We start from the raw sequence: 24,683 nt of genomic DNA on the forward strand, positions 1-24,683 counted from the left end.
CCATGAACGACACGGCTCCCAATCCGCGGCGCCAGACGCTGCTTGCGTCGCTGGCCGGCACGCGCCCTAACGCGCCGGACTGGTTCAGGCAGGCTCTGGCGGATGCGCCGGAGCGGGGCTTCGTTGAGGCGGCAGGCGCTCGGATCGAAACACTCACCTGGGGCGAGCGCGGCAAGCCGGGGCTCCTGTTCCTTCACGGCAATGGGGCCCATGCCGATTGGTGGAGCTTCATCGCGCCGTTCTTCTCAAACGAGTATCGCTGCACCGCCCTCTCCTGGTCGGGCATGGGCGGGTCGGACCGGCGCGAGCGCTATTCCTTCGACATCTTCGTCCAGGAGGCGATGGCGATCGCCGAGGCGACGGGCTTGTTCGAGAGCGACACCAAGCCTGTCTTCATCGGCCATTCCTTCGGGGGCTTTCCCATCATCGAGGCCGCCGCGCGGCACGGGGAGCGCCTGGGCGGCGGGATCATCATCGACACCCCGATCTTCTCTCCCGAGCGTCGCAAGGAGCGCAAGGAGAAGGGGGCCGCCTGGGAGATGCGCCCCCACAAGATCTATCCGACGCTGGAGGCCGCCCTGCAGCGTTTCCGGCTCGTGCCCGCGCAGCCCTGCGAGAACCTTTTCATCGCCGACTTCATCGCCCGAACCTCGCTGACGCAGGTCGAGACGCCCGAGGAATCCGGTTGGACTTGGCGCTTCGATCCGTATCTCTGGCGTGATTACGAATGGGAGGATCCGGCGCCGGCCCTGTCGGCGCCGAAATGCCCGCTCGCGGTTCTGCTGGGAGCCCGTTCCACCCTGATGCACGAGGGGGACATCGCACGGATGCGGAAGCTCCTGCCGCCCGGCACCCCGGTGATCGACATTCCCGAGGCTTACCACCATGTGCCGATCGATCAGCCTCTCGCGCTGATTACGGCATTGCGCGTCATGCTGGCCGGCTGGGCCTCCACTTCCGGCGAGAATATGCCGATGAACAGCGGTCTGGCATAGATTTCCGCTGCCGTTTCCCGCGTGACTCCTGAAATCCAGCGTTCAAGCTCCACTGCAGCGTTGATGGCGCTGTCGACCATGTGGGCGGCCACGAAGGGGTCGAGCGGACGGATCGAGCCGTCCACCATACCGTCGACCACGAAGCTGCCGAAGCGCTGGGCCAAGCGGTCTATCGTCCGCTTCGTCTCGCCCCGCAGGCCTTCCGGCAGGGCGCTGAAGGCGGAGATGCGCAGCAACGGGCCCTGATCGGAGAGCTGGTAGCGGATCAGCTCGCTCGTTGCGGCGCACAGGCGATCCCAGCCGGTTTCACCGTCCGATTCTGCAGCTTGCTGGACCTGCCGCACCACCGCGAAGGTGCGCTCGAAGCAGGCGGTCACGAGGTCGTCCTTGTTGTCGTTGTGATGGTAGAACGATCCCTTGGTGACGTTCAGCCGGGCTGAAATCTTTTCCACGGAGGCGCCCCGATAGCCCTGCTCGTTGATCAGGATGGTGGCCGAACGCAGGAATGCCTCGGGCGAGACCTCCTCAACGGAGGGCCAGGTCATCTGCGGCAGCACCGTGGGGCGCCACGCCGATTGCGGCCCGGCAAGCCCGTGGATCAGGATATCGCTGATCCTGTCAGCAACGCGCCGATAATCCTGGGGCTCGTAATGGTCGATCCAGTGCCGGACGCCGTGCATGACCGAGATCAGCAGGTGGGCCCTGGCATTCTTCTGGGCCCGGCTTAAGGCCGGCGCGCCGTCGAGATCGTACAGGCTGCGCAGATGCCGAAACATCTGGTTGTAGGTATCGAACACCAGCTCCACATGCGGACTGGTCAGGGACCGCATGTCGCTGAAGCTCATGAGCGGCGGCCGGTCTCCCGAGGCGCTCTCCGCCAGCCTTTCGCAGTAAAGCCGCAGGATCGCCCGCAGGCGCTCGTCCGGTGTCTCCCGCTGCAGGGCGGTGGCGATGAGCGCATCGAGCGCTTCGATGGAGCGCAGGAGGCAGGCGGTCGCCAGCTCCTCCTTCTTGCGGTAATAATAGGTGACGCTGTTGGTGATCAGTCCGACGCTCTGCGCCACATCGGCCAGGGTCGTCCCCTTCAATCCCTTTTGATTGAAGAGCTGGACGGCCCCATCGAGGATGGCCTGTCGCTTCTGCTCGTAGCGCTTGGTCTGGCGCGGGAGAGCGTTGGAGGTCGGCGTCATGGCAGTCTTGTGGCTCCTGGCCCGAGGGCAGGCTCAAGGCCGCCCATGATTGAGCTCCTAGCATGAATTGGTGCCGGGAGCGATGCCGCGCGTGCAACAGTTCGACTGTACCGGTTATTCTAAGAGGGTGTCGAGCGCGAATTCCTATCCGCCCGAAGTCGGTGCAATTCTGCTTCCATGATCCGTTGACGAGGCCATATTCTCGTGTCAGTCTCCTCCCAGACACAGGACAGGGCCAATGAAGCCTTGCCGGCGGGGCGGCCCTGAAAAGGACCGTACCGTTCATTCGAGAGGAAACGATCCGAGGAGCCCGGTTCTTCCGGTTTGAGGGTCTGGTGCCGCAAGTCACAGTCCCTCGTTCCTGCCCCAGCCAGGCAGGGAATCGCGGTCGAGCACGGGAGCCCGGAGCCCAGGAGGAGGACGCGGCTCCTTGAACATCTTTTTTCAGCAGCTTCTGAACGGGCTGACGCTCGGGAGCGTCTATGCGCTCGTGGCGCTTGGTCTCACGCTCGTCTACGGGATTCTTCACATCCCCAACTTCGCCCATGGTGCTCTCTACATGGTGGGAGCCTATGTGGCCTTTTATCTCGTGGGCTCGCTCGGCGCGAACTACTGGGTCGCCATGGCCGGAGCGGCGCTCGTGGTGGCTCTTCTCGCGGTCCTGTCGGACCGGCTCATCTTCCATCGCCTCAGAAACGCGCCGCCGCTGCACGACATGATCGCGGCGATCGGCCTCCTGCTGTTTCTGGAAGCAGGCATTCAGGCGATCTGGGGTGCGGAGTTCCATCGCCTCGCTCCGCCTTATCCGCAGATCGTGCGCCTCTTCGACCTCGTTGCGCCTGCGCAGCGTTTGATCATCATCGCGGCGGCGTTCGGCCTGATGTTCGTGCTCCATCTCTTCCTGACGCGCACGCTCACCGGCTCCACGATCATCGCCATGGCGCAGAACCGCGAAGGCGCCTCCCTCGTCGGCATCGACGCCACGAAGGTGTCGGTCCTCACCTTCGTGATTTCCGGTGCGCTTGCGGCGGTGGCCGCGACGCTCTTTGCGCCAATCAACCTGATCTATCCCTCCATGGGCCATCTCGTGATCATGAAGGCCTTCGTGATCATTATCCTGGGCGGCATGGGCAGCATTCCGGGCGCCATTGTCGGCGGCTTGGTGATTGGGTTCGCCGAGAGCTTCGGGGCCTTCTACGTCTCTACGAACTACAAGGACATCATCGCGTTCGCGCTGCTCGTCCTGATCCTGTCGTTCCGGCCCCAGGGCCTCTTTCCCACGGGAGCCCGGGCATAATGTCGAAGACCTGGCAAAAGCCTCTTCTCGCCGTCCTGCTGGTGTTGGCCATCGTGTTCCCGATGATCGCTGCGAACGACTACTACATCTACGTGATGTCGCTCGCCTACATCATGGCGATCGCAGCAGTGGGCCTCAACCTCATCCTGGGCTATACGGGTCAGCTCAACCTGGCGCATGCGGGCTTCATGGCCATCGGCGCCTACACGGTCGGCATCCTCACAGTCGATTATGGGGTGCCGTACTGGATCGCCTTCGTTGTCGCCGGCGCGTTGAGTGCGATCATCGGCTTCTTCGCCGGCCTCCTCTCGCTGCGGCTGAAAGGGCACTTCTTCTCGATTTTCACGCTCTGCGTCGGCTTCATGATCTATCTCATCATCGAGAAATCGGATGCGCTGACCCATGGAACGGTGGGCATCATCGACATTCCGGCCCCCACCGGCATCGGCCCGATCCGTTTCGACAACACCTGGTCGCAGTACTATCTCGTGCTGTTCTTCCTCGTCGTGAGCCTGTGGCTGATGAGCCGGATCGTGCATTCCCTGCTCGGCCGTGCCTTTATCGCCATCCGCAACGGTGAGGACCTTGCCGAGACCCTGGGCATCAACCTGATGCGCACCAAGGTTCTGGCCTTCGTGCTTTCCACCTTCTATGCCGGAATGGCCGGCGCGCTTTATGCCGGCTTCGTGCGCTTCATCGGTCCGGCCATGGCGCTGGAGAGCCACACCTTCGACATGATCGCCTTCATCCTCGTTGGCGGTATCGGCACATTGTTCGGGCCATTGCTCGGGGCGATCCTGCTCACCTGGCTGACGCAATCCCTGCAGTTCCTGCAGGATTTCCGAATGATCGTGTTCGGCCCGCTCCTGATCCTCTTGGTCATGTATTTCCCGCAAGGCCTCATCGGCTATTGGCGCGAAAGGCAGGCGCGGCGGGCGGCAGCCTCCATGCAGGACAGGCGCCTCAAGCGGTCCGTGATAGGCTCGCAGCATGAGGTCAGCACCAATGCTTGAGATTCAGGGGCTGACAAAGCGTTTCGGCGGGTTGACGGCGGTCCGCGATGTGACCACCACCTTCGAGAAAAACCGCATCAACGCGATCATAGGCCCAAACGGCGCCGGCAAGACCACCTTCTTCAATCTTGTGAGCGGCTATCATAAGCCGACCACCGGGCGCATCATCTTCGACGGGCAGGACGTGACGGGCCTCAGGCCCGACCACGTCGCGAAGCTCGGTGTCGCGCGCACCTTCCAGTCGACCACTCTGTTCGACAAGGCGACGGTCCTCGACAACCTCATCGTCGGGCATCGGCTTCGCACCACATCCACCTTCTGGGACGTGGTGCTCAATACGAAGCGTCTGAAAGAGGACGAGCATCGCTGCCGTGCCAAGGCCGAGGAAGTGCTCGACTTCGTCGGCCTCTCATCGGTGGCGCATCATCTGGCGGCGGATATTTCGCAGGAGGAGCGCAAACGCGTCGCCTTCGCTCTGGCGCTCGCCACCGACCCGAAGATCGTGCTGCTCGACGAGCCCGCCGGCGGCGTCAACCCGGAGGAGACGCTGGGGCTGGCCGAGCTCATCCGCAAGATGATCCGCAAGGGACTGACGGTCTGCCTGATCGAGCACAAGATGGACATGATCATGAGCCTTGCCGACAAGATCGTGGTGCTCGACCACGGCGAGATGATCGCTCAAGGCACGCCGGCGCAGATCCGGTCCGACCAGCGCGTGATCGAAGCCTATTTGGGAGCTGATTATGCTGCGGCTTGAGGGAGCACAGCTCAATTACGGCAGCTTCCGGGCGCTCGACGGAATCTCGATCCATGCGGAGCCCGGAGAGCTCGTGGTGATGCTGGGGGCCAACGGCGCCGGCAAGAGCTCGCTGTTTCTCGCCATCAGCGGATTGCGCAAGCTCACCCGCGGCAGCATCTGGTTCAAGGACCAGAACATCGCCGGGCGCAAGCCGTCTCAGATCGTCCAGTCGGGAGTGGTGCATTGCCCGGAGGGGCGCAAGCTCTTCCCCGAAATGTCCGTGCGCAAGAACCTGCTTCTCGGCGCTTATGTCCATCGCCAGGACAAGAAGGAATCTGAGAAGATTCTCGATCAGGTCTTCGAGATGTTCCCGATCCTGCACGAGAAGCGAAACGACATGGCCGGGTCCTTGAGCGGCGGCCAGCAGCAGATGGTGGCGATCGGCCGCGCTCTGATGGGGCGGCCGCAGGTCCTGCTGCTGGACGAGCCGTCGCTCGGCCTTGCCCCCCTCGTGGTCAAGCAGGTGCTCGGCGTCATCAAGGCGATCAACGACAAGGGCACGACGGTGCTGCTCGCCGAGCAGAATGCCTATGCGGCCTTGCAAATCGCCCACCGCGCCTACGTCATCGAGAGCGGCCGGATCGTCATGGAAGGCGACCGGGACACCCTGCTCAACGATGAGCGTGTTCGGAAAGCCTATATCGGCGCCTGATCCGGCGCCGGTTGTGGAAGCCTGCGAACCTCAAACGGTTCGCCAACAGAGAGACAGGAGCCGGTCACGATGGAACTCCTGCCCCATGAAGAAAGAACAAGAGGAGAGGAAAGCAAATGGCTCTTTGGAAACACCTGGTTTACACCGCAGGCGCAGTGACGCTCGCGGCTGGTTTCGCGTCCGTCGCATCGGCTCAGGAAAGCGTCAATATCGGCTATACCGGCCCGCTCAGCGGCGGCGCCGCGCTCTATGGCAAGAACACCCTGGTCGGCCTCGAAATGGCCGCGAAGGAGATCAACGACGCCGGCGGCTTCGATGTCGGCGGTAAGAAATACAAGTTCAACATCGTAGCGCTCGACGACAAGTATTCGCCCAGCGAAGCGGCCGTGAACGCCAAGCGTCTGAAGGCGCAGAACAACACGCCGATGGTCTTCACGCCCCATTCCGGCGGCGCCTTCGCGATCCAGGCCTTCAACGAGCAGGACAACTTCATCCTCGGCGCCTACACCAGCGTGCCGAATATGACGGAGCGCGGCAACAAGCTCACCCTGCGCATCCCGCCGTCCTTTGCAGGTTACGTGCAGCCCTTCATCAACGTGCAGATGAAGACCTTCGGCAAGAAGCTCGCCATGGCCGGCGGCGACCATGACTACGCGAAGGCCTGGGCGCAGCTCTTCGGTCCGGCATGGACGAAGGCCGGAGGCCAGATCGTGGCCGAGAACCCGATGTCCTACAACAAGGACACGGACTTCTACAGCGGCGTGAGCCGCGTGCTGGCCGCGAGCCCCGACGTGCTGTTCATCGGCGGTGCCTCCGAGCCCACGGCTCTCATCGCCAAGCAGGCGCGCGAACTCGGCTTCAAGGGCGGCTTCGCCGTGATGGATCAGGCCAAGCTCGACGAGATGGCAGCCGTCACCGGCGGCATGGACATGCTTGAAGGCTCGGTCGGCGTCCTGCCGCTGATCTATGACAAGCGTCCGGGCACGGAAGCCTTCATCGCGAAGTTCAAGAAGCAATACGACCGCAACCCCGGCACTGAGGCGTCCTATCACTACTCGACGCTCAACGCCGTGGCCGAGGCCATGAAGCTTGCCGGCACGGTCTCCGACCCGAAGGCGATCCATGGCAAGCTGAGCGAAGCCTATGGCAAGCTGCCGCCGGAGAGAAACCCGGCGCGTATCACCAGCGTCGATGATCGCGGCGGCACCAACGCCAATATCGTGGTGGGCGTCGTCAAGGGCGGCAAGGTCGAGACCGTCGAGGCGGCAAGCCTCGGCCAGTAAATCTTGATGGCAGGGCCAGCTTCAAAGCTGGCCCTGTTTCTTTCGCAGAGGGGCAGTCGATCCGCATGGATACAATCCCATTCGACATCCGCGCTGCCGGTATCCGGGAGCGGGTGGCCCTCCAGGGCTTCATGCATCTCGTCGGCGCGCAGATCGACGAGCTGGCGCCCGGCTCCTCGACGATCTCCGTCACCCGTCGGGACGATCTGCTCCAGCAGCACGGCCTGTTCCACGGCGGCGTCACGGCCTTCCTGATCGACAACGGCACGACCATTGCGGCCGCGACTGTTCTCAAGCCGGGGCAGGGTGTTCTCACGGCCGAATACAAGCTCAACCTGTTCTCGCCGGCCGACGGGAGCCGCCTCATCTGCCGCTCGCGGGTGGTCAAGCCCGGCAGCCGCATGATCATCGTGGCGGCGGACGTCTTCACCGAAAAAGACGGACGCGAGAAGCAGACGGCGGTTGCGCTCGCGACGATCGCGGTCCTCGACCAAGCCTCGATGCCGCCCCTGCGTGAGACTGGACAAGTCGCAAGCGGCCGATAAATTCCTGACAATAAGCAAAAAACGGAGGGAAGAAACGATGTTGAAGGGAATGATGATGGATCGGCAGCTGTCGATCCCGGCAATCATCGATCTGGCCGCGGAGGTGCACGCCAACACCCAGATCGTCTCGGTTGCCACTGAAGGTGGCATCCACCGCACCGCCTACAAGGACATCCACAAGCGCATCGCCCAGCTGGCGCATGGTCTGCGCGCGATCGGCGTCAAGCCGGGTGATCGCGTTGCAACCCTCGCCTGGAACGGCTACCGGCATTTCGAACTCTACTATGCGATTTCCGGCATCGGGGCCGTATGCCACACCATCAATCCGCGCCTCTTTCCCGAGCAGCTCGTCTACATCATCAACCACGCGCAGGACACGGCTCTCTTCTTCGACATTACATTCGCGCCGCTCGTCGCAGCCCTGCGGCCGAAGCTGCCCCAGAACATCACCTTCGTGGCAATGACCGGCCGCGAGACGATGCCGGCGCAGGAGGGACTCGACGGTCTCCAGTGCTACGAGGATCTGCTCACCGGCCAGCCGGACACGATCACCTGGCCAGACCTCGACGAGAACACCGCGGCGGCGCTGAGCTACACCTCCGGCACCACGGGCGAGCCCAAGGGCGTGCTCTACTCGCAACGCTCGCAGGTGATTCACGCCATGACGTCGGTCATCGGCGCCTCGCGCTATTTCGGCATGGGCAAGAAGATCCTGCCCGTGGTGCCGCTCTTTCACGTTAACGCCTGGGCACTGCCCTATTCGGCGCCTCTCTCCGGCACTTCGTTGATCTTCCCCGGCGCGAAGCTCGATGGCGCGAGCCTGTTCAACCTCATGGAGGCCGAGAAGGTCGACAGCAGCTGGGGTGTGCCGACCGTGTGGCTCGGGCTTCTGCACGAGATGAAACAGAAGGGCCGCAAGCCCGAGGGCCTGACCGACGTGATCATCGGCGGCTCGGCGGCTCCGCAGCCGATGATCGAAGCCTTCGAGCGCGATTACGGCATCAGCGTCTGCCATGGTTGGGGCATGACAGAGATGAGCCCGATCGGGACATTCGGCATGCTGAGCCCGGACATGGAGCAGCTGCCGCTTGAGGAGAAGGTCGCGCTCAAAGTCCGCCAGGGACGGCGCCTGTTCATGGTCGACATGAAGATCGTCGACGAGAGCGGCAAGGAGCTGCCGAAGGACGGCGAGATCTTCGGCGAGCTCTGCGTGCGTGGACCGTCCGTGGCCTCCGGCTACTACAACAACGAGACCGCGACGACACAGGCCCTCGATTCGGAAGGCTGGTTCAAGACCGGCGACGTGGCCAAGATCACACCCGACGGCTTCCTCCAGATCGTGGACCGCACCAAGGATCTGGTGAAGTCCGGCGGCGAGTGGATCTCCTCCATCGATCTCGAGAATGCGGCCCTGGGTGCGCCGGGAGTTGCCAACTGCGCCGTGCTCGCCATGCCGCATCCGCGCTGGGGAGAGCGGCCGCTGCTCGTGGTGGTGCCGAAGCCCGATGTGAATCCTGCGAAGGACGACATCCTGGCCTATCTCACCACCAAGGTGGCAAGCTGGCAGGTGCCCGACGACGTGCTCTTCGTCGAGGCCATTCCGCTCACGGCCACCGGCAAGATCTCCAAGCTGGAGCTACGCAAGATCTTGAAGGATTACGTCCTTCCCACGGCCGCGTGAGCGCCCGATGACTCAGGATTACCTCGGCTCATTGTTCTCGGTCGCGGGCAAGACGGCGCTCGTGACCGGGGGCGCCACCGGGATCGGCCGCATGATCGCCGAGGCCCTCGTGCGGGCCGGCGCGGGGGTGCTGATCGCCTCGCGTAAGGGCGAGGCGTGCGAGGCGGTCGCACGGGAGCTGAATGCGCTCGATGCCGGCGGTACGGCGGAGGGTTTCGCCGGCGATGTGGGGACGGAAGCCGGCGTGGTGGCGCTGGCCTCCGAGGTGAAAGCACGCACGGCGCACCTCCACATCCTCGTCAACAATGCGGGCAAGACCTGGGGCGAGCCGCTGGAGCATTTTCCGCATAAGGCGTGGGGCGGCGTGTTCTCCGTCAATGTGGCGGGTCTGTTCACGCTGACCCAGCAGCTGCTGCCCCTGCTTGAGGCGGCAGCCGGCGACGACGATCCCGCCCGCATCGTCAATCTCGGCTCCGTCATGGGCGCGGCTCCCATCGGCGACAACGCCTATTCCTATGCGGCCTCGAAGGCCGCCGTGCACCACCTCACGCGGATCCTCGCAAAGGAGTTCGCCCCGCGCCGCATCACAGTGAATGCCTTTGCTCCGGGGCCTTTCCAGAGCCGCATGACGGCTTTCGCCACGGGCGACGAGCACAAGCGCGCCCTGGTCGCTGCCAGCGTGCCTCTCAGTCGTATCGGCCGGCCGGATGACATTGCGGGAGCGCTCCTGTTTCTCTGCGGTCGTGGCGGGGCTTACACGACAGGCGCCATCATACCGCTGGACGGCGGCATCGGCGTAGAAACCGGGCACAAGATCTTCGGCGAGGCGTCGCTATGAACGTGCATGCGCCGCTGTCCGTCTCCATCGACGACCTGAGGAGCCGAATTGGCCAGGAAGTCGGCGTCTCGTCCTGGAAGGTGATTGATCAGGACAGGATCGACCGCTTCGCGACTGTCACGGAAGACCTCCAATTCATTCATGTCGATCCCGAGCGCGCCCTCACGGAGACGCCCTTTGGCGGCACCATCGCGCATGGCTTTCTCACCCTGTCGCTCCTGTCCGCCATGGGCCAGGAGGCGCTGCCGGTGATCAGGAACCGCACCATGGGCATCAACTACGGCCTGGAGCGTGTCCGCTTTCTCGCGCCTGTGCCGGCGGGAGCGCAGGTGAGGGGATGCTTCACCCTGTCCGAGGTCTCCATGCGCTCGGCCACGCAGGCCATGCTGCGCTACCACGTGACCGTCGAGATCGAGGGTGCCGAGAAGCCGGCCCTTGCGGCCGACTGGATTACGCTTGCCGTGCTCGGTTGACAGTCCATGACAGCGCAAGCAGCCCATCTCGACACGGAGCGCCTCGGCCCCTATCTCGCGGGGCATGTTCCAGGTTTTGGCCAACTGGTCGGCGCCGAGAAATTCGCTGGTGGCCAATCGAATCCGACCTTCCTGATCGCGTCGACCGAAGGCCGCTTCGTGCTGCGGCGCAAGCCACCTGGAACGCTGCTGAAATCCGCCCATGCGGTCGACCGCGAGTACCGGGTCATGGCGGCGCTCGCCCATACCGACGTGCCCGTGCCGCGCGTCCTGCATCTGTGCGATGACGAGACGATCATCGGCTCCATGTTCTACGTCATGGATTATGTGGAGGGGCGCATCTTCTGGGACGGCAGGCTGCCGGATCTCCCGATTGCGGAACGCAGCGCCATCTACGATTCCATGAATGCCGCGCTCGCCGCGCTGCACAGGGTCGATCCCGCGGCGGTTGGTCTTGCCGATTACGGCAAGCCGGGGAGCTATTTCGAGCGCCAGATCGCCCGTTGGACAGGCCAATATCGTGCCTCCGAAACGCACCCCATTCCGGCCATGGACGACCTCATCGCATGGCTGGAAGGCAACATGCCAGAGGATGACGGGCGGGTGAGCCTCGTGCATGGGGATTACCGGCTCGACAACATGATCTTCGAGTCTGCGGGAACGCGCATTCTGGCGGTGCTGGACTGGGAGCTGTCAACGCTGGGCCATCCCTTGGCTGATCTCGCTTATCAATGCATGCAGTGGCGGCTGCCCTCGGAGGGGGCGTTCCGTGGCTTGGGTGGGATTGACAGGAAGGCCCATGGCATTCCCACAGAAGCCGAGTACGTTGAGCTCTACTGCCGGCGGACAGGGACCGAAATGATTGGCCACTGGCCCTTCTATCTCGCCTTCAGCTTCTTCCGCCTCGCCGCCATCCTGCAGGGCGTCTACAAGCGCTCCCTGGACGGCAACGCGTCAAACCCGGAGCGCGCGCGTCTTATGGGTGAGGCCGTGCCGATGATGGCCGGAATGGCCCTGGAGGTCGTTGGAGCCCGCTAGATTCTCAGCGGTCCCACTTGATGTTGAGCGCGCTGGTCACGAGTCGGTCGACGAGGACAGGAGCATCGGCGGCCATGCGCTCGATGCCCGCCACGGCCTGGCGCGTCATGCGTCCGTTCAGGAACGCGTAGTCCATCACGATGGCGCTGACGAGTGCGATCACGGTCTTGAAGGCGCGCGAGGCGAGATCGGACCAGGTCATGGGGCCTCTCAGAGAAACGATGTTCGCCTCATGCCCGAAAGGCTTAGGCAGATCAAGCGACAGACGGTCTCACGCCTGCTTCAGCATCCACTCATGGTCCGGGTCGTTGTGGAACTTCCAGACCCGCTTCGGGCCGGCCATCACGTTGAGATAATAAAGCTCATAGCCGTGCGGCGCGCCGACCGGGTGATAGCCTTTGGGCACCAGCACCACGTCGCCGTTCGCTGCCGCCAGGGTCTCGTCCAGTGAGCGATCGTCGGTATAGACCCGCTGCAACGCAAAGCCCGAAGGCGGATTGAGGCGGTGGTAATAGGTCTCCTCCAGCAGCGACTCCTGCGGCAGCATGTCCCGGTCGTGCTTGTGGGGCGGATAGCTCGACCAATGGCCCGAGGGCGTGATGACCTCGACCACGAGCAGGCTCTCAGCCGTCTCCGTTTCGGGCAGGATGTTGCGCACATGGCGCGTGTTGGTGCCCTTGCCGCGGGTTTCCTGCCCCACCTGATCGGGACCGATCACGCGGGCCGGCAGCTTGCCCTCGGCGGGTGCGGTGCAGACGGCAATCTCGCAATCCGTCTCGGCCGTCAGCGACCACTCCGAGCGGGCGGGCGCGTAGAGCGACCATGGATCCGCCTCAAACGGCGAGGAGCGCCCGCCGATCGTGCCGAAATCCTGCCCCGCCGCGCTTACCTGTGCCTTGCCGGAGAGCAGAACGATGCAGACTTCCCGGTCTCCTGTCGCTTGTTTCAGGCTCTGCCCGCTTTTCAGCCGGTAGACCTCGAACCCCACATAGGTCCAGCCGGCCGATTGCGGCGTGATCGCGTGGATGCGCCCTTGTCCATCGGGCGCCGACGGTTTGACGAGAAGCTTCGACATCGCATGTCTTCCTTATCGCAGGCCGGCTTCCTTGAGGTACCGGGTGAGATTGGCATAGCCCATCTTGGCATAGGTGAGCGGATGCGCCTTCTTCGGATCCTGCTCCGCCTCGATCACCACCCAGCCGCTGTAGCCCGGCAGTTCCTTGAACACGGAAACGAAATCCACCATGCCATCGCCCGGCACGGTGTAGACGCCCTCGATGACGGAATCGAGGAAGCTCCAGCCCTCGGCCTTCGACTTCTCCATCGCGCTTTTTCGCACGTCCTTCGTGTGCACATGGCTGATGCGGCTGCGGTAGCGGCGGGCGAGCGCCGCCGGATCCGCGCCGCCCCAGGTGGCATGGCCCGTGTCGAGCAGCAGGTGAACGGCCTCGCCGGTCGAGTTCATGAAGGCGTCAATGTCGGCTTCCGACTCGACGATGGTGCCCATGTGGTGGTGATAGACAACACGCACGCCTTCCTGCATCGTCCGCTCCGCAACTTCAGTGATGCGGCGGCCGAACTCGGCCCAGTCGCCGTCCTTCATCACAGGGCGCTGCGACAGGGGCTTGGAACGGTCGCCATGAATGGCGTTAGAGGTCTCGGCGAAGACGAGCACGTTCGAGCCCATGGCCTTCAACAGGTCGAGATGCGGGCGCAGCGCCTTCATCTCGGCGTCGGCATCACGCGTGAGAAGCTCGGCGGAATACCAGCCGGACACGCAGGCCATGTTGAAGGGCGCGAGCGCCTTCTTCAGGGCCTCCGGCTCGCGTGGAAACTTGTTGCCGAGCTCCATGCCCTCGAAGCCGGCCTCCTTGGCCTCGGCCAGGCACACCTCCAGCGGCGTCTCGCCGCCGAGTTCGAGCATGTCGTCGTTGGACCAGCCGATAGGATTGGCCCCGATGCGGATCGTCATTTCTCTTTTCCTTGTTAGTCGCCCACCCGCTGTGCAGCGAGGGCTGTTTCGTAGTCCTTGCGGGCGGTTTTCACCTGATCGCGTGACGAGACCTCCGGCACTGCCACATCCCACCAATGGCCGCCTGCATCCGTGGAGGCGAGAGGATCGGTGTCGATGACGATCACTGTGCTGCGTTCAGCGCTGCGCGCCTTTCTCAGCGCATCCTCCAGCCCGCCGATACCCTTCACCTTCACGGCCTGCGCGCCGAGGCTCGCAGCATGGGCGGCGAAGTCGATGTCGGGCAGGGTCACATGGTTGGTGTGCTGCAGGAGATTGTTGAAGCTCTCGCCGCCGGTGGCGAGCTGCAGTCGGTTGATGCAGCCATAGCCGCGGTTGTCGAGCAGCACGATTGTGAGCTTCTGGCCCAGCATCACGGAGGTGGCGAGTTCGGAATTCATCATGAGGTAGGAGCCGTCGCCCACCATCACGATCACCTCGCGGGAGGGATCGGCCATCTTTACCCCGAGTCCGCCGGCGATCTCGTAGCCCATGCAGGAATAGCCGTATTCCAGGTGGTAGCCCAAAGCTGTGCTCGCCTTCCAATGCTTGTGCAATTCGCCCGGCAGGCCGCCTGCTGCGCAGACCACAACGTCGGTGGGCTGCGAGGTACGTTGCACAGCGCCGATCACCTGCGCGTCGGACGGCAGTTCCGTATTGGTCGGATCCGTGTAGCGTGCGGCGGTGTCGAACCAGCGGGTCTTTTCTTCGCGCGCCTTCGCGATCAAGGATTCCGGCGCCTTCCAGCTGCCGAGCGCCCGGCTCAGCTCCTCGAGGCCCACACGTGCGTCAGCCACGAGCGGCATCGCATTGTGCTTGGTGGCGTCGAAAGCCTGCACGTTGAGGCCGACGATGCGCCGGTTCTGGTTCTTAAACAGGGCCCAGGATCCCGTGGTGAAATCCTGCAGGCGGGTGCCGACCGCAATCACCACGTCGGCATCCTCCGCAAGCGCATTGGCGGCGCCTGTGCCGGTGACGCCGACCGCACCGAGATTGGCCTGATGATCATGGGCTAAGCTCGACTTGCCGGCCTGCGTCTCGCCGACGGAGAGACCGTGCTTCTCGGCTAAATCCGCCAGCGCCTTTTCTGCGCCGGAATAGAGCACGCCGCCGCCGGCCACGATGAAAGGCTTCTTCGCGTTGCGGATGAGATCGGCGGCCTGCGCGAGTTCCGCCTCGTCGGGACGGATGCGGCGCGGCGTCCAGACCTTTTCCGCAAAGAAGCTCTCCGGATAATCGTAGGCCTCGGCCTGCGTGTCCTGGCAGAGCGCCAGTGTCACCGGGCCGCAATCGGCAGGATCCGTGAGCACGGCCATGGCGCGCTGGAGTGCCGGGATGATCTGTTCTGGCCGCGCGATGCGGTCGAAATAGCGCGACACGGGCTTGAAGCAGTCATTGGCCGAGACGGTGCCGTCGGAAAAGTTCTCGATCTGCTGCAACACAGGATCGGGCCTGCGGTTGGCGAAGACATCGCCGGGCAGAAGCAGCACCGGCAGGCGGTTCACATGCGCTACGGCTGCGGCTGTCACCATGTTGGTGGCGCCGGGGCCGATGGAGGTGGTGCAGGCCATCATGCGGCGGCGGCGCGAGGCCTTGGCGAAGGCGATGGCCGCGTGGGCCATGCCCTGTTCGTTATGGGCACGGAAGGTGGGCAACTGGTCGCGCACGCCATGCAGCGCCTCGCCCATGCCGGCCACGTTGCCGTGGCCGAAGATGGCCCAGACGCCGCCGAAGAGCGGCAGAACCTGTCCGTCGATCTCCGTCTTCTGCACCGTCAGGAATCGGGCGACGGCTTGCGCCATGGTCAGGCGGATCGTGCTCATGCGTGTTCCTCTTGAATGGCGCCGACCTTGGCGGAGGGGCGCAGCCTTCTCAAGTTGGTCTTCAGGATAACTGGACTGCTACTAGAACTCATGCCGCGTTCGCGCGGACGGAGGCCTGCTGCCACGCATCGACGAGGCGCTGGAACCGGGCGGCCATGTCGTTGACAGCGGCTTCGTCGGTGATCTCGCCCTTCAGCCAGCGCCGTGCGGCCTCGTTGAAGATCGTGCGGCCGACGGCGAAGCCTTTCACCTGTGGCTCCCTGGCGGCTGCCGCGAAGGCTGCTTCCAGCTCGTTCTCCGGCGCTTCGAGGCCGAGCAGCACGATGCCGCGGCAAAGCGGATCGTTCTTGGTGATCACCGCGCCGATGGCGTGCCAGGCGGCCGCGTCGCGCTGCGGCTCGAGCTTCCACCAATCCGGCTTGATGCCCAGATCGTAGAGGCGCTGCAGAATGCCGGCGACCGTATCGGTCTTGAGCGCCCCGTGCTTGCCGGCGATGATCTCGACCAGCAGCTCGCGGCCGATGCGACGCGCGGCATCGTGGAGGCGCAGCAGGTCGCGCTCTTGGCGCTCTCGCAGGTTCGGCGGATCGTCGGGATGGTAGAAGCACAGGCACTTGATGGTGTGTCCCACCGGCCATTCCACGAGCTTCGCGCCGAGCGAACCGCCGCCTTCGAAATCGAGCGGGCGCGAACCCGGCAGCTCCACCGGGCGGCCGATCCAGAACGGATAATCGGCAGCGCGGAAAAGCGCCTCGCGGCCATAGATGCCGTCGATCAGCATGCCAAAGCCTGGCCGACCATCCGCCACCCGCGCCGCAGCCTCGACGGCGAGCACCTTGAAGTCGGGGATGCGTTCGACCAGCGCACCGATCTCCTTCGCCATGACTTCCAGCTGCATGCGGTGGTCGATGGCGAGCGCCATGAGGGTAGGGCTTTGAGGCCGGCGCGTCGTCGCCCAGTGAATGTGGTTGATGTCTTCGTCGAAGCGCAGGGCCTTGTGCCGGCTGCCGGTCTTCAAGAAGTGCTGCAGTTCGGGGAAGGTCGGGATCTCCGGCGAACAGAGCAGGCGTGAGACCGCGAAGGCGCCGCTGGCATTGGCATAGGCGCAGCAGGTTTCGAGCGGCTCACCCTTCAGCCATCCGCGCAGGAAGCCGGACAAGAAGGCATCGCCGGCGCCCAGCACGTTATAAACCTCGACCGGGAAGCCCGGACCCTTCACGCCGTCATCGAGCGAATCTGGGATGGCATCGGGAAACACCACGCAGCCCATCGGCCCACGCTTGCACACGATGGTCGCCTTCGAGATCGCTCGGATCGCCCCGATGGCTTCCAACGTGTCCTCGGAGCCGCCGGCGATGTGCAGTTCCTCCTCCGTACCGACGATGAGATCGCAATCGGCCAGAATGGGCTTCAGGTGTTCCGTCACTGCGTCCGAGCGTACATAGCGCGACTCGCCCGCGCCATGGCCGAGAAGACCCCAGAGGTTGGGGCGGTAATCCACGTCGAACACAACCCTGCGGCCGTTCGCTTTCGCAACGCGGATCGCCTTCCTCTGCGCGGCGGCGGTCGTCTCCCGCGAAAAATGCGTGCCAGTCACAACGACGGCCGCGGCCGAGGCGATGAAGCTCTCGTCGATGTCTGCTTCCGTCAGCGCCATGTCGGCGCAGTTGTCGCGATAGAAGATCAGCGGGAAGGAATCCTCGTCGCGCACGCCGAGGATCACGAGGGCGGTCAGACGCTGCCTGTCGGTGACGATGCCTTGCGTCGAGACGCCCTCGCGCTCCATCTGCTCGCGGATGAAGCGCCCCATGGCTTCGTCGCCGACGCGGGTAATAAAGCCTGATTTCAGCCCGAGCCGCGCCGTGCCGATGGCGATGTTTGCCGGGCATCCGCCGACTGCCTTGGAGAAGGAAGCCATGTCCTCAAGACGCCCGCCCACCTGCTGGCCGTAGAGATCGACCGAGGAGCGGCCGATGGTGATGACATCGAGGGCTGGCTTCATGCTATTCCTCCCGCTCTCGGGCTTTAAAGCACCGGGCGAGGGCCGTTCGGCCCTTGCGGCTGTAGAACGTTTATTCTATTAGCAACTTATGTTGGAATATCAATTCTAAATATTGCCGAAGCCGGCAAAGGATCTGAGGGGAAACATGATCAGGATCGCCGTTCTGGGCGCCGGCCGAATCGGCCGTATTCACGGGCGCAACGCCGCCAGCCATCCCGACGCCCGCCTCGTGGCAGTGGCCGACCCGCATGCGCCTGCCGCGCAGGAACTGGCGGCGGCCACGGGTGCCGAGGTCGCGTCGCTGGACGAGATCGTCGAGCGCTCCGATGTGGACGCCATTCTCGTCTGCACGCCGACCACGACCCATGCCGACCTGATCGAACGCGGTGCGCGCGCCGGCAAGGCGGTGTTCTGCGAGAAGCCGGTTGATCTCTCGAGCGCCCGCATCGAAGCCTGCCTCGCCACCGTCGAGAAGGCCGGCACGCCGCTGATGATCGGCTTCAATCGCCGCTTCGATCCGAACTTCGCGTCCTTACGCCGCCGCCTTGCCGACGGCGAGGTGGGCGAGGTGGAAATCGTGACGATTCTCTCCCGCGATCCCGGCCCACCGCCGGTGAGCTACATTGCCACCTCCGGCGGCCTGTTCCGGGACATGATGATCCACGACCTCGACATGGCTCGGTTCCTGCTGCTGGGTGATGAGCCGGTGGAGGTGCATGCGGTCGGATCCTCCCTGGTGGATCCGGCCATCGGCCAGGCCGGCGATGTGGACACGGCGGCCGTGATGCTCAAGACCGCCAAGGGCCGCATCGTGCAGATCTCCAATTCCCGCCGCGCCACCTACGGCTACGACCAGCGCATCGAGGTGCATGGCTCGAAGGGCATGATCCGCGCCGGCAACATTCACCGCACCACGGTGGAGGTGGCGAACGCCTCCGGAGTCACCGCCGACCCGGTTCAGGACTTCTTCCTGGAGCGCTATGCGGACGCCTATCGCGACGAGCTCACCACATTCCTGAATGCCATCCGCGACGGCAAGCCGTGCAATCCGACGGGCCACGACGGTTTGATGGCCCAACGTCTCGCCGATGCGGCGACGGAATCGGCGCAAAGCGGAAAGCCGGTGAAGCTGTAAGCAACACGCGTCATCCCGGACGGAGCGCAGCGAAGATCCGGGATCGTCAGATGATTGTGGCTCAACCAGCCCTCCTCCCCCTTGTGGGGAGGAGTTGGAGGTGGGGGTGTGAGCGCCAACCTCTCAGGTTCTGGCGCCGGCACCCCCACCCCGGCCGCTACGCGGCACCCCCTCCCCACAAGGGGGAGGGGAAACCCAAGATTTATTCTGCCCATGATCCCGGATCGGCTCACGCCGTCCGGGATGACGCCTGTCTTTATCCTTCCGCCCGCTTCTCTGCCGTGCCCACCGCCAATGCCATGGCCAGCGCAAACGAAGCGGACAGCGACCGGAAGGCGCCGAAATCGGCTTCCGCCACTTCGAGCCACACATCGGCGCTCGTCACTAGCGGACTGAAGGCCGAATCCGTGATCGCCACCACGGGCACGTTGCGCTGGGCCGCCGCGGCCGCGAGATCGGCGGTTACGGGTGCATAGGGCGTGAAGCTGATGGCGAGCACCGCGTCCCGGCCGGCGGCGGTCGCCAGCTGCTCGGGTCCGAGCTGGCCCACATGGTCGATGAGGATGGCCCGCACCCCGAGCTTGCCGAAGGCATAGGCGCAATAAGCGATGACAGGGAACACCCGCCGCGCACCGAGCAGATAGATCGTGTCGGCCTTGGCGAGCGTCTCGATCGCGCGGGACAGTTCCTCTAGGCGAACAGACTCGCGCATCCGGTCCAGAGACACGGCGGCGGCATCGGTGAAACCCTCGAGCAGAGAGGCGGCGTGGACATGATGTCCCTCGGCATCACGCAGGCCTTTGAGACGTTCGCGGTAATCGGGGAACCGCTCCCGCAGGCGATCGCGAAAGATCTGCTGCAGGTGGGAAAAGCCGTCATAGCCGAGGCTCTTGGCAAAGCGCACCAGGGTGGAGGGTTGCACACCGGCGTGTTCGGCAATGCCCGCCACCGTGCCGAAGGCCACATCCTCGGGATGCTCCAGGGCGAAGGTTGCAAGCTGCTTGAGTCGTTTGGGCATGGCATCGTGGCGGCTGAGCAGCAGGGCCCGAAGTCCATCGAAACTATCCGGGGCCTCTGTGGCGACCTCTGCCTCGTCCATGCTCTTGCCCGTTCCCATGCCCAGCCTGCTGCTTCAGATCGGGCCTTGACACCAATCCTACAAAAATGGAATAAAAATTCCAATATATAAACAAAAAGGTTCTGGCGTTCCGCATATAGGAACGACCGAATTGGTAGAGGGAACGCCAGGAAACGGACGATTCGCTCTCGAATCATCTGGTGTTTCCCTGACAATTCATACCAGCGGCCCTGGAAGCCGCGGCGTTCGTCTAAGCCAAATCTCTGGCAGATCGGGCGCACGAGATACTAGTTGGGAGGAAGCACATGAAATCAATCGTCACAGGCCTTGCCGCAGCAGCCGCTCTGACCCTCGCGTCGGTCGCGCCAGTTGCCGCGCAGCAGAATTCCCGCATCATCGTCGTCAGCCACGGACAGGCCAACGACCCGTTCTGGTCCGTGGTCAAGAACGGCGTGTCGGCGGCCGGTCAGGACATGAAGGTCCAGGTCGATTACCGCGCGCCTGAGACCTTCGACATGGTCGCCATGGGCCAGCTCATCGACGCGGCCGTGAACCAGAAGCCCGCCGGTCTGATCGTCTCCATTCCCGATGCTTCGGCGCTCGGGCCCTCGATCCAGAAGGCGGTGGCCGCCGGCATTCCAGTGATCTCAATGAATTCCGGCTCCGACGTGTCGAAGAAGCTCGGCGCGCTGCTCCATGTGGGGCAGGACGAGGTCGTGGCCGGGCGCATCGCCGGCGCGAAGCTGAAGGAGATGGGCGGCAAGGTCGGCCTCTGCGTGAACCAGGAGGTCGGCAACGTCTCGCTCGACCTGCGCTGCAAGGGCTTCACCGAAGGCTTTGGCGGCAAGGTAACGGTGCTGCCGGTCTCCAACGACCCGGCGGATATTCGCGCTAAGGTGAAGGCGGCGGTCGCCTCGGACGCCTCCGTCGACACGATCCTGGCGCTGGGCGCAGGCACCGCCGGTGAGCCGTCGGTTGCGGCCGTGAAGGAAGCGGGCAAGACGGGCGCCATCCGGGTCGCCACCTTCGACATGTCGGCCGGCTTCCTCAAGTCGGTGGCTGCCGGCGAGGCGGTGTTCGCCATCGACCAGCAGCAATACCTCCAGGGCTATCTGCCGGTGGTGTTCCTGGCCAACTACGCCAAGTTCGGCCTCATGCCGGGCGGCGACGTTGCCTCCGGCCCGAACCTGATCACCAAGGAGAAGGCCGCTCAGGTGGTCGATCTGTCCGCCAAGGGCATCCGCTAAACACCACTCAAAGCCCGCGGCCCACACGGCCGCGGGCTTTTCATTTCATATGATTCATTCGGGGAGGCGCCCATGGTGAACACCACTCAGCCGACCGCAGATCTGTCTCCGGCTCCCACCGTCAAGAAGATCCAGGACGAGCGGCTGCGGGAGGTCTCCTTCGTCACCAAGATCATGCGGCGCCCCGAGCTCGGGGCGTTGGCCGGTCTCATCCTGGTGGCGATCTTCTTCGCCTCCACGGCCGACCCGTCCATGTTCACGCTGGCCGGCATCATGAACATCCTCTCGCCTGCGGCGCAGCTCGGCATTCTCGCCATTGCGGCGGCCCTGTTGATGATCGGCGGTGAGTTCGATCTCTCCATCGGCTCCATGGTGGCGTTCACGGGCCTGATCTTCGGCGCCTTCATTACTTTAAGCGGATGGGCCCTTCTGCCGGCGATTGCCGCCACTCTTGTGATCGCAGCCGTGCTCGGCGGCCTCAATGGCCAGCTCGTCATCCGCACGCGGCTTCCCTCCTTCATCGTCACGCTGGCCTTCCTGTTCATCCTGCGCGGTCTCTCGCTCGTCGGCCTGAAATGGGCAACCGGCGGCTCGACCCAGATGCGCGGCATCGGCGATCAGGCCGGCGAGGGCCTCATTCGCGAGCTGTTCTCCGGCAACGCGCTCGAGGGCGCTTTCGCGTGGCTTGCCGCCAACGATCTCATCGGCAAATTTCCCAATGGCACGCCGACCGTCACGGGCGTTCCGGTCTCAATCGTCTGGTTCGCGGGCTTTGCACTCCTCGCCACCTGGATCCTGCTGCGCACGCGGGCCGGCAACTGGATCTTTGCGGCGGGCGGGGATCCTAATGCTGCGCGCAACTCCGGCGTGCCGGTGGACCGGGTGAAGACCGCGCTCTTCATGCTCACGGCCGCGGCCGCGGCCGTCGTCGCCATCCTCACGGTGCTCGATGCCGGCTCGACCGATGCGCGGCGCGGATTCCAGAAAGAGTTCGAGGCCATTATCGCGGCGGTGATCGGCGGCTGCCTGCTCACCGGCGGCTATGGCTCGGCCATCGGGGCGTTCTTCGGCGCCATCATCTTCGGCATGGTGTCCATCGGCCTCACCTACACGCGGTTCGACTCCGACTGGTTCCAGGTTTTCCTGGGCGCCATGCTGCTGCTGGCGGTGCTGTTCAACAACTTCATCCGCCGCAAGGTGACGGGAGAGCGCTGATGGACCAAGATGTTCCGCTCATCGAGATCCGCAATCTCGTCAAGCATTTCGGCTCGGTGATCGCGCTCTCGGGCGTTTCGCTCAACGTGAACCGTGGCGAGGTCATGTGCCTGCTCGGCGACAACGGCGCCGGCAAGTCGACGCTGATCAAGACGCTGGCCGGTGTGCATAAACCGACTTCAGGTGATTTCCTGGTCGAGGGCAAGCCTGTGAGCTTCGCCAGCCCGCGCGACGCGCTCGATGCAGGCATCGCGACGGTCTACCAGGATCTCGCGATGATCCCGCTCATGTCGGTCACGCGCAATTTCTTCATGGGCCGCGAGCCGGTGAAAGGGATCTGGCCCTTCCGCCGTGTCGATTTCGACTATTGCGACGAGGTCACCCGCGAGGAGATGCACCGAATCGGCATCGACGTGCGCGATCCGCATCAGGCGGTCGGCACGCTGTCGGGCGGCGAGCGCCAATGCGTGGCGATTGCCCGTGCAGTCTATTTCGGCGCGAAGGTGCTAATCCTCGACGAGCCCACCTCCGCGCTGGGCGTCGCGCAGACATCCATGGTGCTGAAATACATCCATCAGGTGCGCCAGAAAGGCCTCGGCGTCATCTTCATCACCCACAACGTACGCCACGCCTATGCGGTGGGCGACCGCTTCACGGTGCTCAACCGCGGCAAGACATTGGGCACCTACGCAAAATCAGAAATCCAGATTGACGAGCTGCAGAACCTCATGGCCGGCGGCAAGGAGTTGCAGGCGGTGTCGGCGGAACTCGGCGGGATGGTGTGAGCGCGGTTCTTGGGTGATGCTCTCACTCTGGGGCGCTCGCAGGGTGCAACACGTGCTTCCCTCCCCCTTGCGGGGAGGGGGTGCCGCGGAGCGGCTAGGTGGGGGTCGTAAAGTCAGAACTTAGCGCTTAATCCAGAGAGCATGAAGGCTCTTACAGGTTCACCTCTCCCCGGCGGGGAGAGGTGAACCTTCATCTTACGTGGTGAAGCCTCACCCCAGTCGGACCACCCCCACCCCTGCCCCTCCCCGCAAGGGGGAGGGGAAAAGCCTTCGCAGGGCGAAGGCAACAAATCATTCTTCATTGCAGGAGTGCGCAGCATGACATCTCTGAACATCGGCCTCATCGGCACAGGCTATATGGGCAAGTGCCATGCACTAGCCTGGAATGCTGTCGCGGCGGTGTTCGGCGATGTGGCGCGGCCGCGCCTTGCGGTGCTGGCTGAGCATTCGCAGGAACTGGCCGAGACGAAAGCGCAGGAGCTCGGCTTTGTGCGCGCCACGGGCGATTGGCGTTCCCTCGTCAACGATCCGGCCGTCGATGTGGTGTCGATCACCACGCCCAACGCCTTTCATCCCGAGATGGCCATTGCGGCGCTGGAGGCGGGCAAGCATGTGTGGTGCGAAAAGCCGATGGCGACAAAGCTCGCTGATGCGGAGCGCATGCTGGCGGCGGCGCGCGCCTCCGGCAAGGTGGCGGCACTCGGCTACAACTATATCCAGAACCCGACCATCCGCCTGATGAGACGACTGATCGACGAGGGGCAAATCGGCAAAGTCAACCACGTGCGCCTCGAGATGGACGAGGATTTTATGGCGGACCCGGAGGCGCTTTTTTATTGGAAGAGCGAGGCGAGTTCGGGCCATGGCGCGCTCGACGATTTCGGCGTCCATCCTTTAAGCCTCGTCTGGACCCTGTTCGGAGGCGTGCGGCGCGTCTGCGGGCACATGGCGAAGCCCTATGCGGATCGCCCGGTGCAGGGCGGCGGGCGCCGGTCGGTCGAGACCTATGACATCGCGACCGTGCTGATGGAGCTGGACAGTGGCGTGTCAGGCGTGATGGCGCTCAACCGCTCCGCATGGGGCCGCAAGGGTCGCATCGCGCTCCAGCTCTTCGGCTCGAAGGGCACCATCGTCTACGATCAGGAGCGCATGAACGAGGTGCAGCTCTACACGGTTGATAGAGTCAAGGAGACCCAGGGCTTCCGCACCATCCTCACCGGGCCGCAGCACCCGCCCTACGACAAGTTCATCCCGGCGCCGGGGCATGGCTTAGGCTTCAACGACCTGAAGATCATCGAGTGCCGCGAACTGATCCGGCGCATCGGCGGCGAGAGCGCACATCTGATCGAATTTGAAGATGGCATCCGCATCGAGCGCACGGTGGATGCGATTGCGCGCAGTGCGTATGAGGGGCGGTGGGTGGAGGTGTGATCATCGAGCGTCATCCCGGACGAAGCGTAGCGCAGATCCGGGATCGTGTGAGGAGAATGGCGCGGGAATACCTCTCCCTTACGGGAGAGGTCGCGCCTTCAGGCGCGGGTGAGGGGTTACAGGTCTATCCGGACAGGACACTAACCCCTCAC

At 64.1% G+C, this 24,683-nt stretch carries 23 protein-coding genes; 16 read left to right on the top strand and 7 right to left on the bottom strand.

Annotated features, from left to right (window positions below; all coding sequences use genetic code 11):
* Positions 1-2: 2 nt before the first annotated feature.
* Positions 3-995, top strand: coding sequence for an alpha/beta fold hydrolase (locus tag VB618_RS07585; protein WP_329795983.1), 993 nt, complete (start codon positions 3-5; stop codon positions 993-995).
* Here VB618_RS07585 and VB618_RS07590 read toward each other — a convergent pair.
* On the bottom strand, positions 899-2,185 hold the full coding sequence (locus tag VB618_RS07590; RefSeq protein ID WP_329795984.1) for a TetR/AcrR family transcriptional regulator: 1,287 nt from the start codon (positions 2,183-2,185) through the stop codon (positions 899-901). The genes VB618_RS07585 and VB618_RS07590 overlap by 97 nt on opposite strands.
* Before the next feature lie 430 nt (positions 2,186-2,615).
* Here VB618_RS07590 and VB618_RS07595 point away from each other — a divergent pair, with 430 nt between their 5' ends.
* From VB618_RS07595 to VB618_RS07640, 10 genes are all read left to right on the top strand, one after another.
* Positions 2,616-3,482, top strand: coding sequence for a branched-chain amino acid ABC transporter permease (locus VB618_RS07595; RefSeq protein WP_329795985.1), 867 nt, complete (start codon positions 2,616-2,618; stop codon positions 3,480-3,482).
* Positions 3,482-4,495, top strand: coding sequence for a branched-chain amino acid ABC transporter permease (locus tag VB618_RS07600; protein ID WP_329795986.1), 1,014 nt, complete (start codon positions 3,482-3,484; stop codon positions 4,493-4,495). The genes VB618_RS07595 and VB618_RS07600 overlap by 1 nt, the downstream gene beginning before the upstream one ends.
* Positions 4,488-5,252 carry an ABC transporter ATP-binding protein gene (locus tag VB618_RS07605; protein ID WP_329795988.1) on the top strand — a complete coding sequence of 255 codons (765 nt, stop codon included), beginning with the start codon at positions 4,488-4,490 and terminating at the stop codon, positions 5,250-5,252. Before VB618_RS07600 ends, VB618_RS07605 begins: the two co-directional genes overlap by 8 nt.
* Entirely contained in the window at positions 5,239-5,946 is a 708-nt protein-coding gene (locus VB618_RS07610) for an ABC transporter ATP-binding protein (RefSeq protein ID WP_329795990.1), read from the top strand. Before VB618_RS07605 ends, VB618_RS07610 begins: the two co-directional genes overlap by 14 nt.
* A 116-nt stretch (positions 5,947-6,062) precedes the next feature.
* The gene (locus tag VB618_RS07615) at positions 6,063-7,229 is read left to right on the top strand and encodes an ABC transporter substrate-binding protein (RefSeq protein WP_329795991.1); all 1,167 of its coding nucleotides are present in this window, start codon (positions 6,063-6,065) and stop codon (positions 7,227-7,229) included.
* A gap of 65 nt (positions 7,230-7,294) precedes the next feature.
* A complete protein-coding gene (locus tag VB618_RS07620; RefSeq protein ID WP_329795992.1) occupies positions 7,295-7,774 on the top strand; it encodes a PaaI family thioesterase in 480 nt (159 codons plus the stop codon).
* A gap of 37 nt (positions 7,775-7,811) precedes the next feature.
* Positions 7,812-9,455 carry a long-chain-fatty-acid--CoA ligase gene (locus VB618_RS07625; protein ID WP_329795993.1) on the top strand — a complete coding sequence of 548 codons (1,644 nt, stop codon included), beginning with the start codon at positions 7,812-7,814 and terminating at the stop codon, positions 9,453-9,455.
* A gap of 7 nt (positions 9,456-9,462) precedes the next feature.
* The gene (locus VB618_RS07630) at positions 9,463-10,293 is read left to right on the top strand and encodes an SDR family NAD(P)-dependent oxidoreductase (RefSeq protein ID WP_329795994.1); all 831 of its coding nucleotides are present in this window, start codon (positions 9,463-9,465) and stop codon (positions 10,291-10,293) included.
* On the top strand, positions 10,290-10,766 hold the full coding sequence (locus VB618_RS07635) for a MaoC family dehydratase (protein WP_329795995.1): 477 nt from the start codon (positions 10,290-10,292) through the stop codon (positions 10,764-10,766). Before VB618_RS07630 ends, VB618_RS07635 begins: the two co-directional genes overlap by 4 nt.
* A gap of 6 nt (positions 10,767-10,772) precedes the next feature.
* Positions 10,773-11,804 (top strand): phosphotransferase family protein, encoded by a 1,032-nt coding sequence (locus VB618_RS07640; RefSeq protein ID WP_329795996.1) that lies wholly within the window; start codon positions 10,773-10,775, stop codon positions 11,802-11,804.
* A 4-nt stretch (positions 11,805-11,808) separates the two neighbouring features.
* Here VB618_RS07640 and VB618_RS07645 read toward each other — a convergent pair whose 3' ends face one another.
* The 5 genes from VB618_RS07645 to VB618_RS07665 all read right to left on the bottom strand — a co-directional run bounded on the left by VB618_RS07645 (position 11,809) and on the right by VB618_RS07665 (position 17,640).
* Positions 11,809-12,006, bottom strand: coding sequence for a hypothetical protein (locus tag VB618_RS07645; RefSeq protein WP_329795997.1), 198 nt, complete (start codon positions 12,004-12,006; stop codon positions 11,809-11,811).
* Positions 12,007-12,075: 69 nt separating this feature from the next.
* Complete coding sequence (iolB, locus tag VB618_RS07650; RefSeq protein ID WP_329795998.1) at positions 12,076-12,879, bottom strand: 5-deoxy-glucuronate isomerase; 804 nt, start codon at positions 12,877-12,879, stop codon at positions 12,076-12,078.
* Between the two features lie 12 nt (positions 12,880-12,891).
* Complete coding sequence (gene iolE / locus VB618_RS07655; protein WP_329795999.1) at positions 12,892-13,776, bottom strand: myo-inosose-2 dehydratase; 885 nt, start codon at positions 13,774-13,776, stop codon at positions 12,892-12,894.
* A gap of 14 nt (positions 13,777-13,790) precedes the next feature.
* Positions 13,791-15,638 (bottom strand): 3D-(3,5/4)-trihydroxycyclohexane-1,2-dione acylhydrolase (decyclizing), encoded by a 1,848-nt coding sequence (gene iolD / locus VB618_RS07660; protein ID WP_329796000.1) that lies wholly within the window; start codon positions 15,636-15,638, stop codon positions 13,791-13,793.
* Positions 15,639-15,726: 88 nt separating this feature from the next.
* The gene (locus VB618_RS07665; protein WP_329796001.1) at positions 15,727-17,640 is read right to left on the bottom strand and encodes a bifunctional 5-dehydro-2-deoxygluconokinase/5-dehydro-2-deoxyphosphogluconate aldolase; all 1,914 of its coding nucleotides are present in this window, start codon (positions 17,638-17,640) and stop codon (positions 15,727-15,729) included.
* 145 nt (positions 17,641-17,785) lie between these two features.
* Between VB618_RS07665 and iolG the strand changes: the two genes are divergently transcribed.
* On the top strand, positions 17,786-18,775 hold the full coding sequence (iolG, locus tag VB618_RS07670) for an inositol 2-dehydrogenase (RefSeq protein ID WP_329796002.1): 990 nt from the start codon (positions 17,786-17,788) through the stop codon (positions 18,773-18,775).
* 256 nt (positions 18,776-19,031) lie between these two features.
* Here the strand turns inward: iolG and VB618_RS07675 are convergent, their stop codons facing one another.
* A complete protein-coding gene (locus VB618_RS07675; protein WP_329796003.1) occupies positions 19,032-19,892 on the bottom strand; it encodes a MurR/RpiR family transcriptional regulator in 861 nt (286 codons plus the stop codon).
* 266 nt (positions 19,893-20,158) lie between these two features.
* Here VB618_RS07675 and VB618_RS07680 point away from each other — a divergent pair, with 266 nt between their 5' ends.
* From VB618_RS07680 to VB618_RS07695, 4 genes are all read left to right on the top strand, one after another.
* The gene (locus VB618_RS07680) at positions 20,159-21,100 is read left to right on the top strand and encodes a sugar ABC transporter substrate-binding protein (protein WP_329796004.1); all 942 of its coding nucleotides are present in this window, start codon (positions 20,159-20,161) and stop codon (positions 21,098-21,100) included.
* Between the two features lie 72 nt (positions 21,101-21,172).
* Positions 21,173-22,315, top strand: a complete 1,143-nt coding sequence (locus VB618_RS07685; protein WP_329796005.1) for an ABC transporter permease — start codon at positions 21,173-21,175, stop codon at positions 22,313-22,315.
* Positions 22,315-23,100 carry an ATP-binding cassette domain-containing protein gene (locus VB618_RS07690; protein ID WP_329796006.1) on the top strand — a complete coding sequence of 262 codons (786 nt, stop codon included), beginning with the start codon at positions 22,315-22,317 and terminating at the stop codon, positions 23,098-23,100. Before VB618_RS07685 ends, VB618_RS07690 begins: the two co-directional genes overlap by 1 nt.
* A gap of 318 nt (positions 23,101-23,418) precedes the next feature.
* Positions 23,419-24,531, top strand: a complete 1,113-nt coding sequence (locus tag VB618_RS07695; protein WP_329796007.1) for a Gfo/Idh/MocA family protein — start codon at positions 23,419-23,421, stop codon at positions 24,529-24,531.
* Positions 24,532-24,683 lie beyond the last annotated feature (152 nt).

Origin of the sequence: Microvirga sp. CF3062 (assembly GCF_036314045.1) — a bacterium.
Classification (GTDB): Bacteria; Pseudomonadota; Alphaproteobacteria; order Rhizobiales; family Beijerinckiaceae; genus Microvirga.

Bases quoted from the DNA above. Each gene is read 5' to 3' on its own strand.
- VB618_RS07625 (WP_329795993.1), top strand. From the start codon at position 7,812: ATGTTGAAGGGAATGATGATGGATCGGCAGCTGTCGATCCCGGCAATC.
- VB618_RS07585 (WP_329795983.1), top strand. From the start codon at position 3: ATGAACGACACGGCTCCCAATCCGCGGCGCCAGACGCTGCTTGCGTCG.
- VB618_RS07630 (WP_329795994.1), top strand. From the start codon at position 9,463: ATGACTCAGGATTACCTCGGCTCATTGTTCTCGGTCGCGGGCAAGACG.
- iolG (WP_329796002.1), top strand. From the start codon at position 17,786: ATGATCAGGATCGCCGTTCTGGGCGCCGGCCGAATCGGCCGTATTCAC.
- VB618_RS07605 (WP_329795988.1), top strand. From the start codon at position 4,488: ATGCTTGAGATTCAGGGGCTGACAAAGCGTTTCGGCGGGTTGACGGCG.
- VB618_RS07620 (WP_329795992.1), top strand. From the start codon at position 7,295: ATGGATACAATCCCATTCGACATCCGCGCTGCCGGTATCCGGGAGCGG.
- VB618_RS07690 (WP_329796006.1), top strand. From the start codon at position 22,315: ATGGACCAAGATGTTCCGCTCATCGAGATCCGCAATCTCGTCAAGCAT.
- iolD (WP_329796000.1), bottom strand. From the start codon at position 15,638: ATGAGCACGATCCGCCTGACCATGGCGCAAGCCGTCGCCCGATTCCTG.
- VB618_RS07665 (WP_329796001.1), bottom strand. From the start codon at position 17,640: ATGAAGCCAGCCCTCGATGTCATCACCATCGGCCGCTCCTCGGTCGAT.
- VB618_RS07645 (WP_329795997.1), bottom strand. From the start codon at position 12,006: ATGACCTGGTCCGATCTCGCCTCGCGCGCCTTCAAGACCGTGATCGCA.
- VB618_RS07680 (WP_329796004.1), top strand. From the start codon at position 20,159: ATGAAATCAATCGTCACAGGCCTTGCCGCAGCAGCCGCTCTGACCCTC.
- VB618_RS07610 (WP_329795990.1), top strand. From the start codon at position 5,239: ATGCTGCGGCTTGAGGGAGCACAGCTCAATTACGGCAGCTTCCGGGCG.
- VB618_RS07590 (WP_329795984.1), bottom strand. From the start codon at position 2,185: ATGACGCCGACCTCCAACGCTCTCCCGCGCCAGACCAAGCGCTACGAG.
- iolE (WP_329795999.1), bottom strand. From the start codon at position 13,776: ATGACGATCCGCATCGGGGCCAATCCTATCGGCTGGTCCAACGACGAC.
- VB618_RS07695 (WP_329796007.1), top strand. From the start codon at position 23,419: ATGACATCTCTGAACATCGGCCTCATCGGCACAGGCTATATGGGCAAG.
- iolB (WP_329795998.1), bottom strand. From the start codon at position 12,879: ATGTCGAAGCTTCTCGTCAAACCGTCGGCGCCCGATGGACAAGGGCGC.
- VB618_RS07615 (WP_329795991.1), top strand. From the start codon at position 6,063: ATGGCTCTTTGGAAACACCTGGTTTACACCGCAGGCGCAGTGACGCTC.
- VB618_RS07635 (WP_329795995.1), top strand. From the start codon at position 10,290: ATGAACGTGCATGCGCCGCTGTCCGTCTCCATCGACGACCTGAGGAGC.
- VB618_RS07640 (WP_329795996.1), top strand. From the start codon at position 10,773: ATGACAGCGCAAGCAGCCCATCTCGACACGGAGCGCCTCGGCCCCTAT.
- VB618_RS07685 (WP_329796005.1), top strand. From the start codon at position 21,173: ATGGTGAACACCACTCAGCCGACCGCAGATCTGTCTCCGGCTCCCACC.
- VB618_RS07600 (WP_329795986.1), top strand. From the start codon at position 3,482: ATGTCGAAGACCTGGCAAAAGCCTCTTCTCGCCGTCCTGCTGGTGTTG.
- VB618_RS07675 (WP_329796003.1), bottom strand. From the start codon at position 19,892: ATGGGAACGGGCAAGAGCATGGACGAGGCAGAGGTCGCCACAGAGGCC.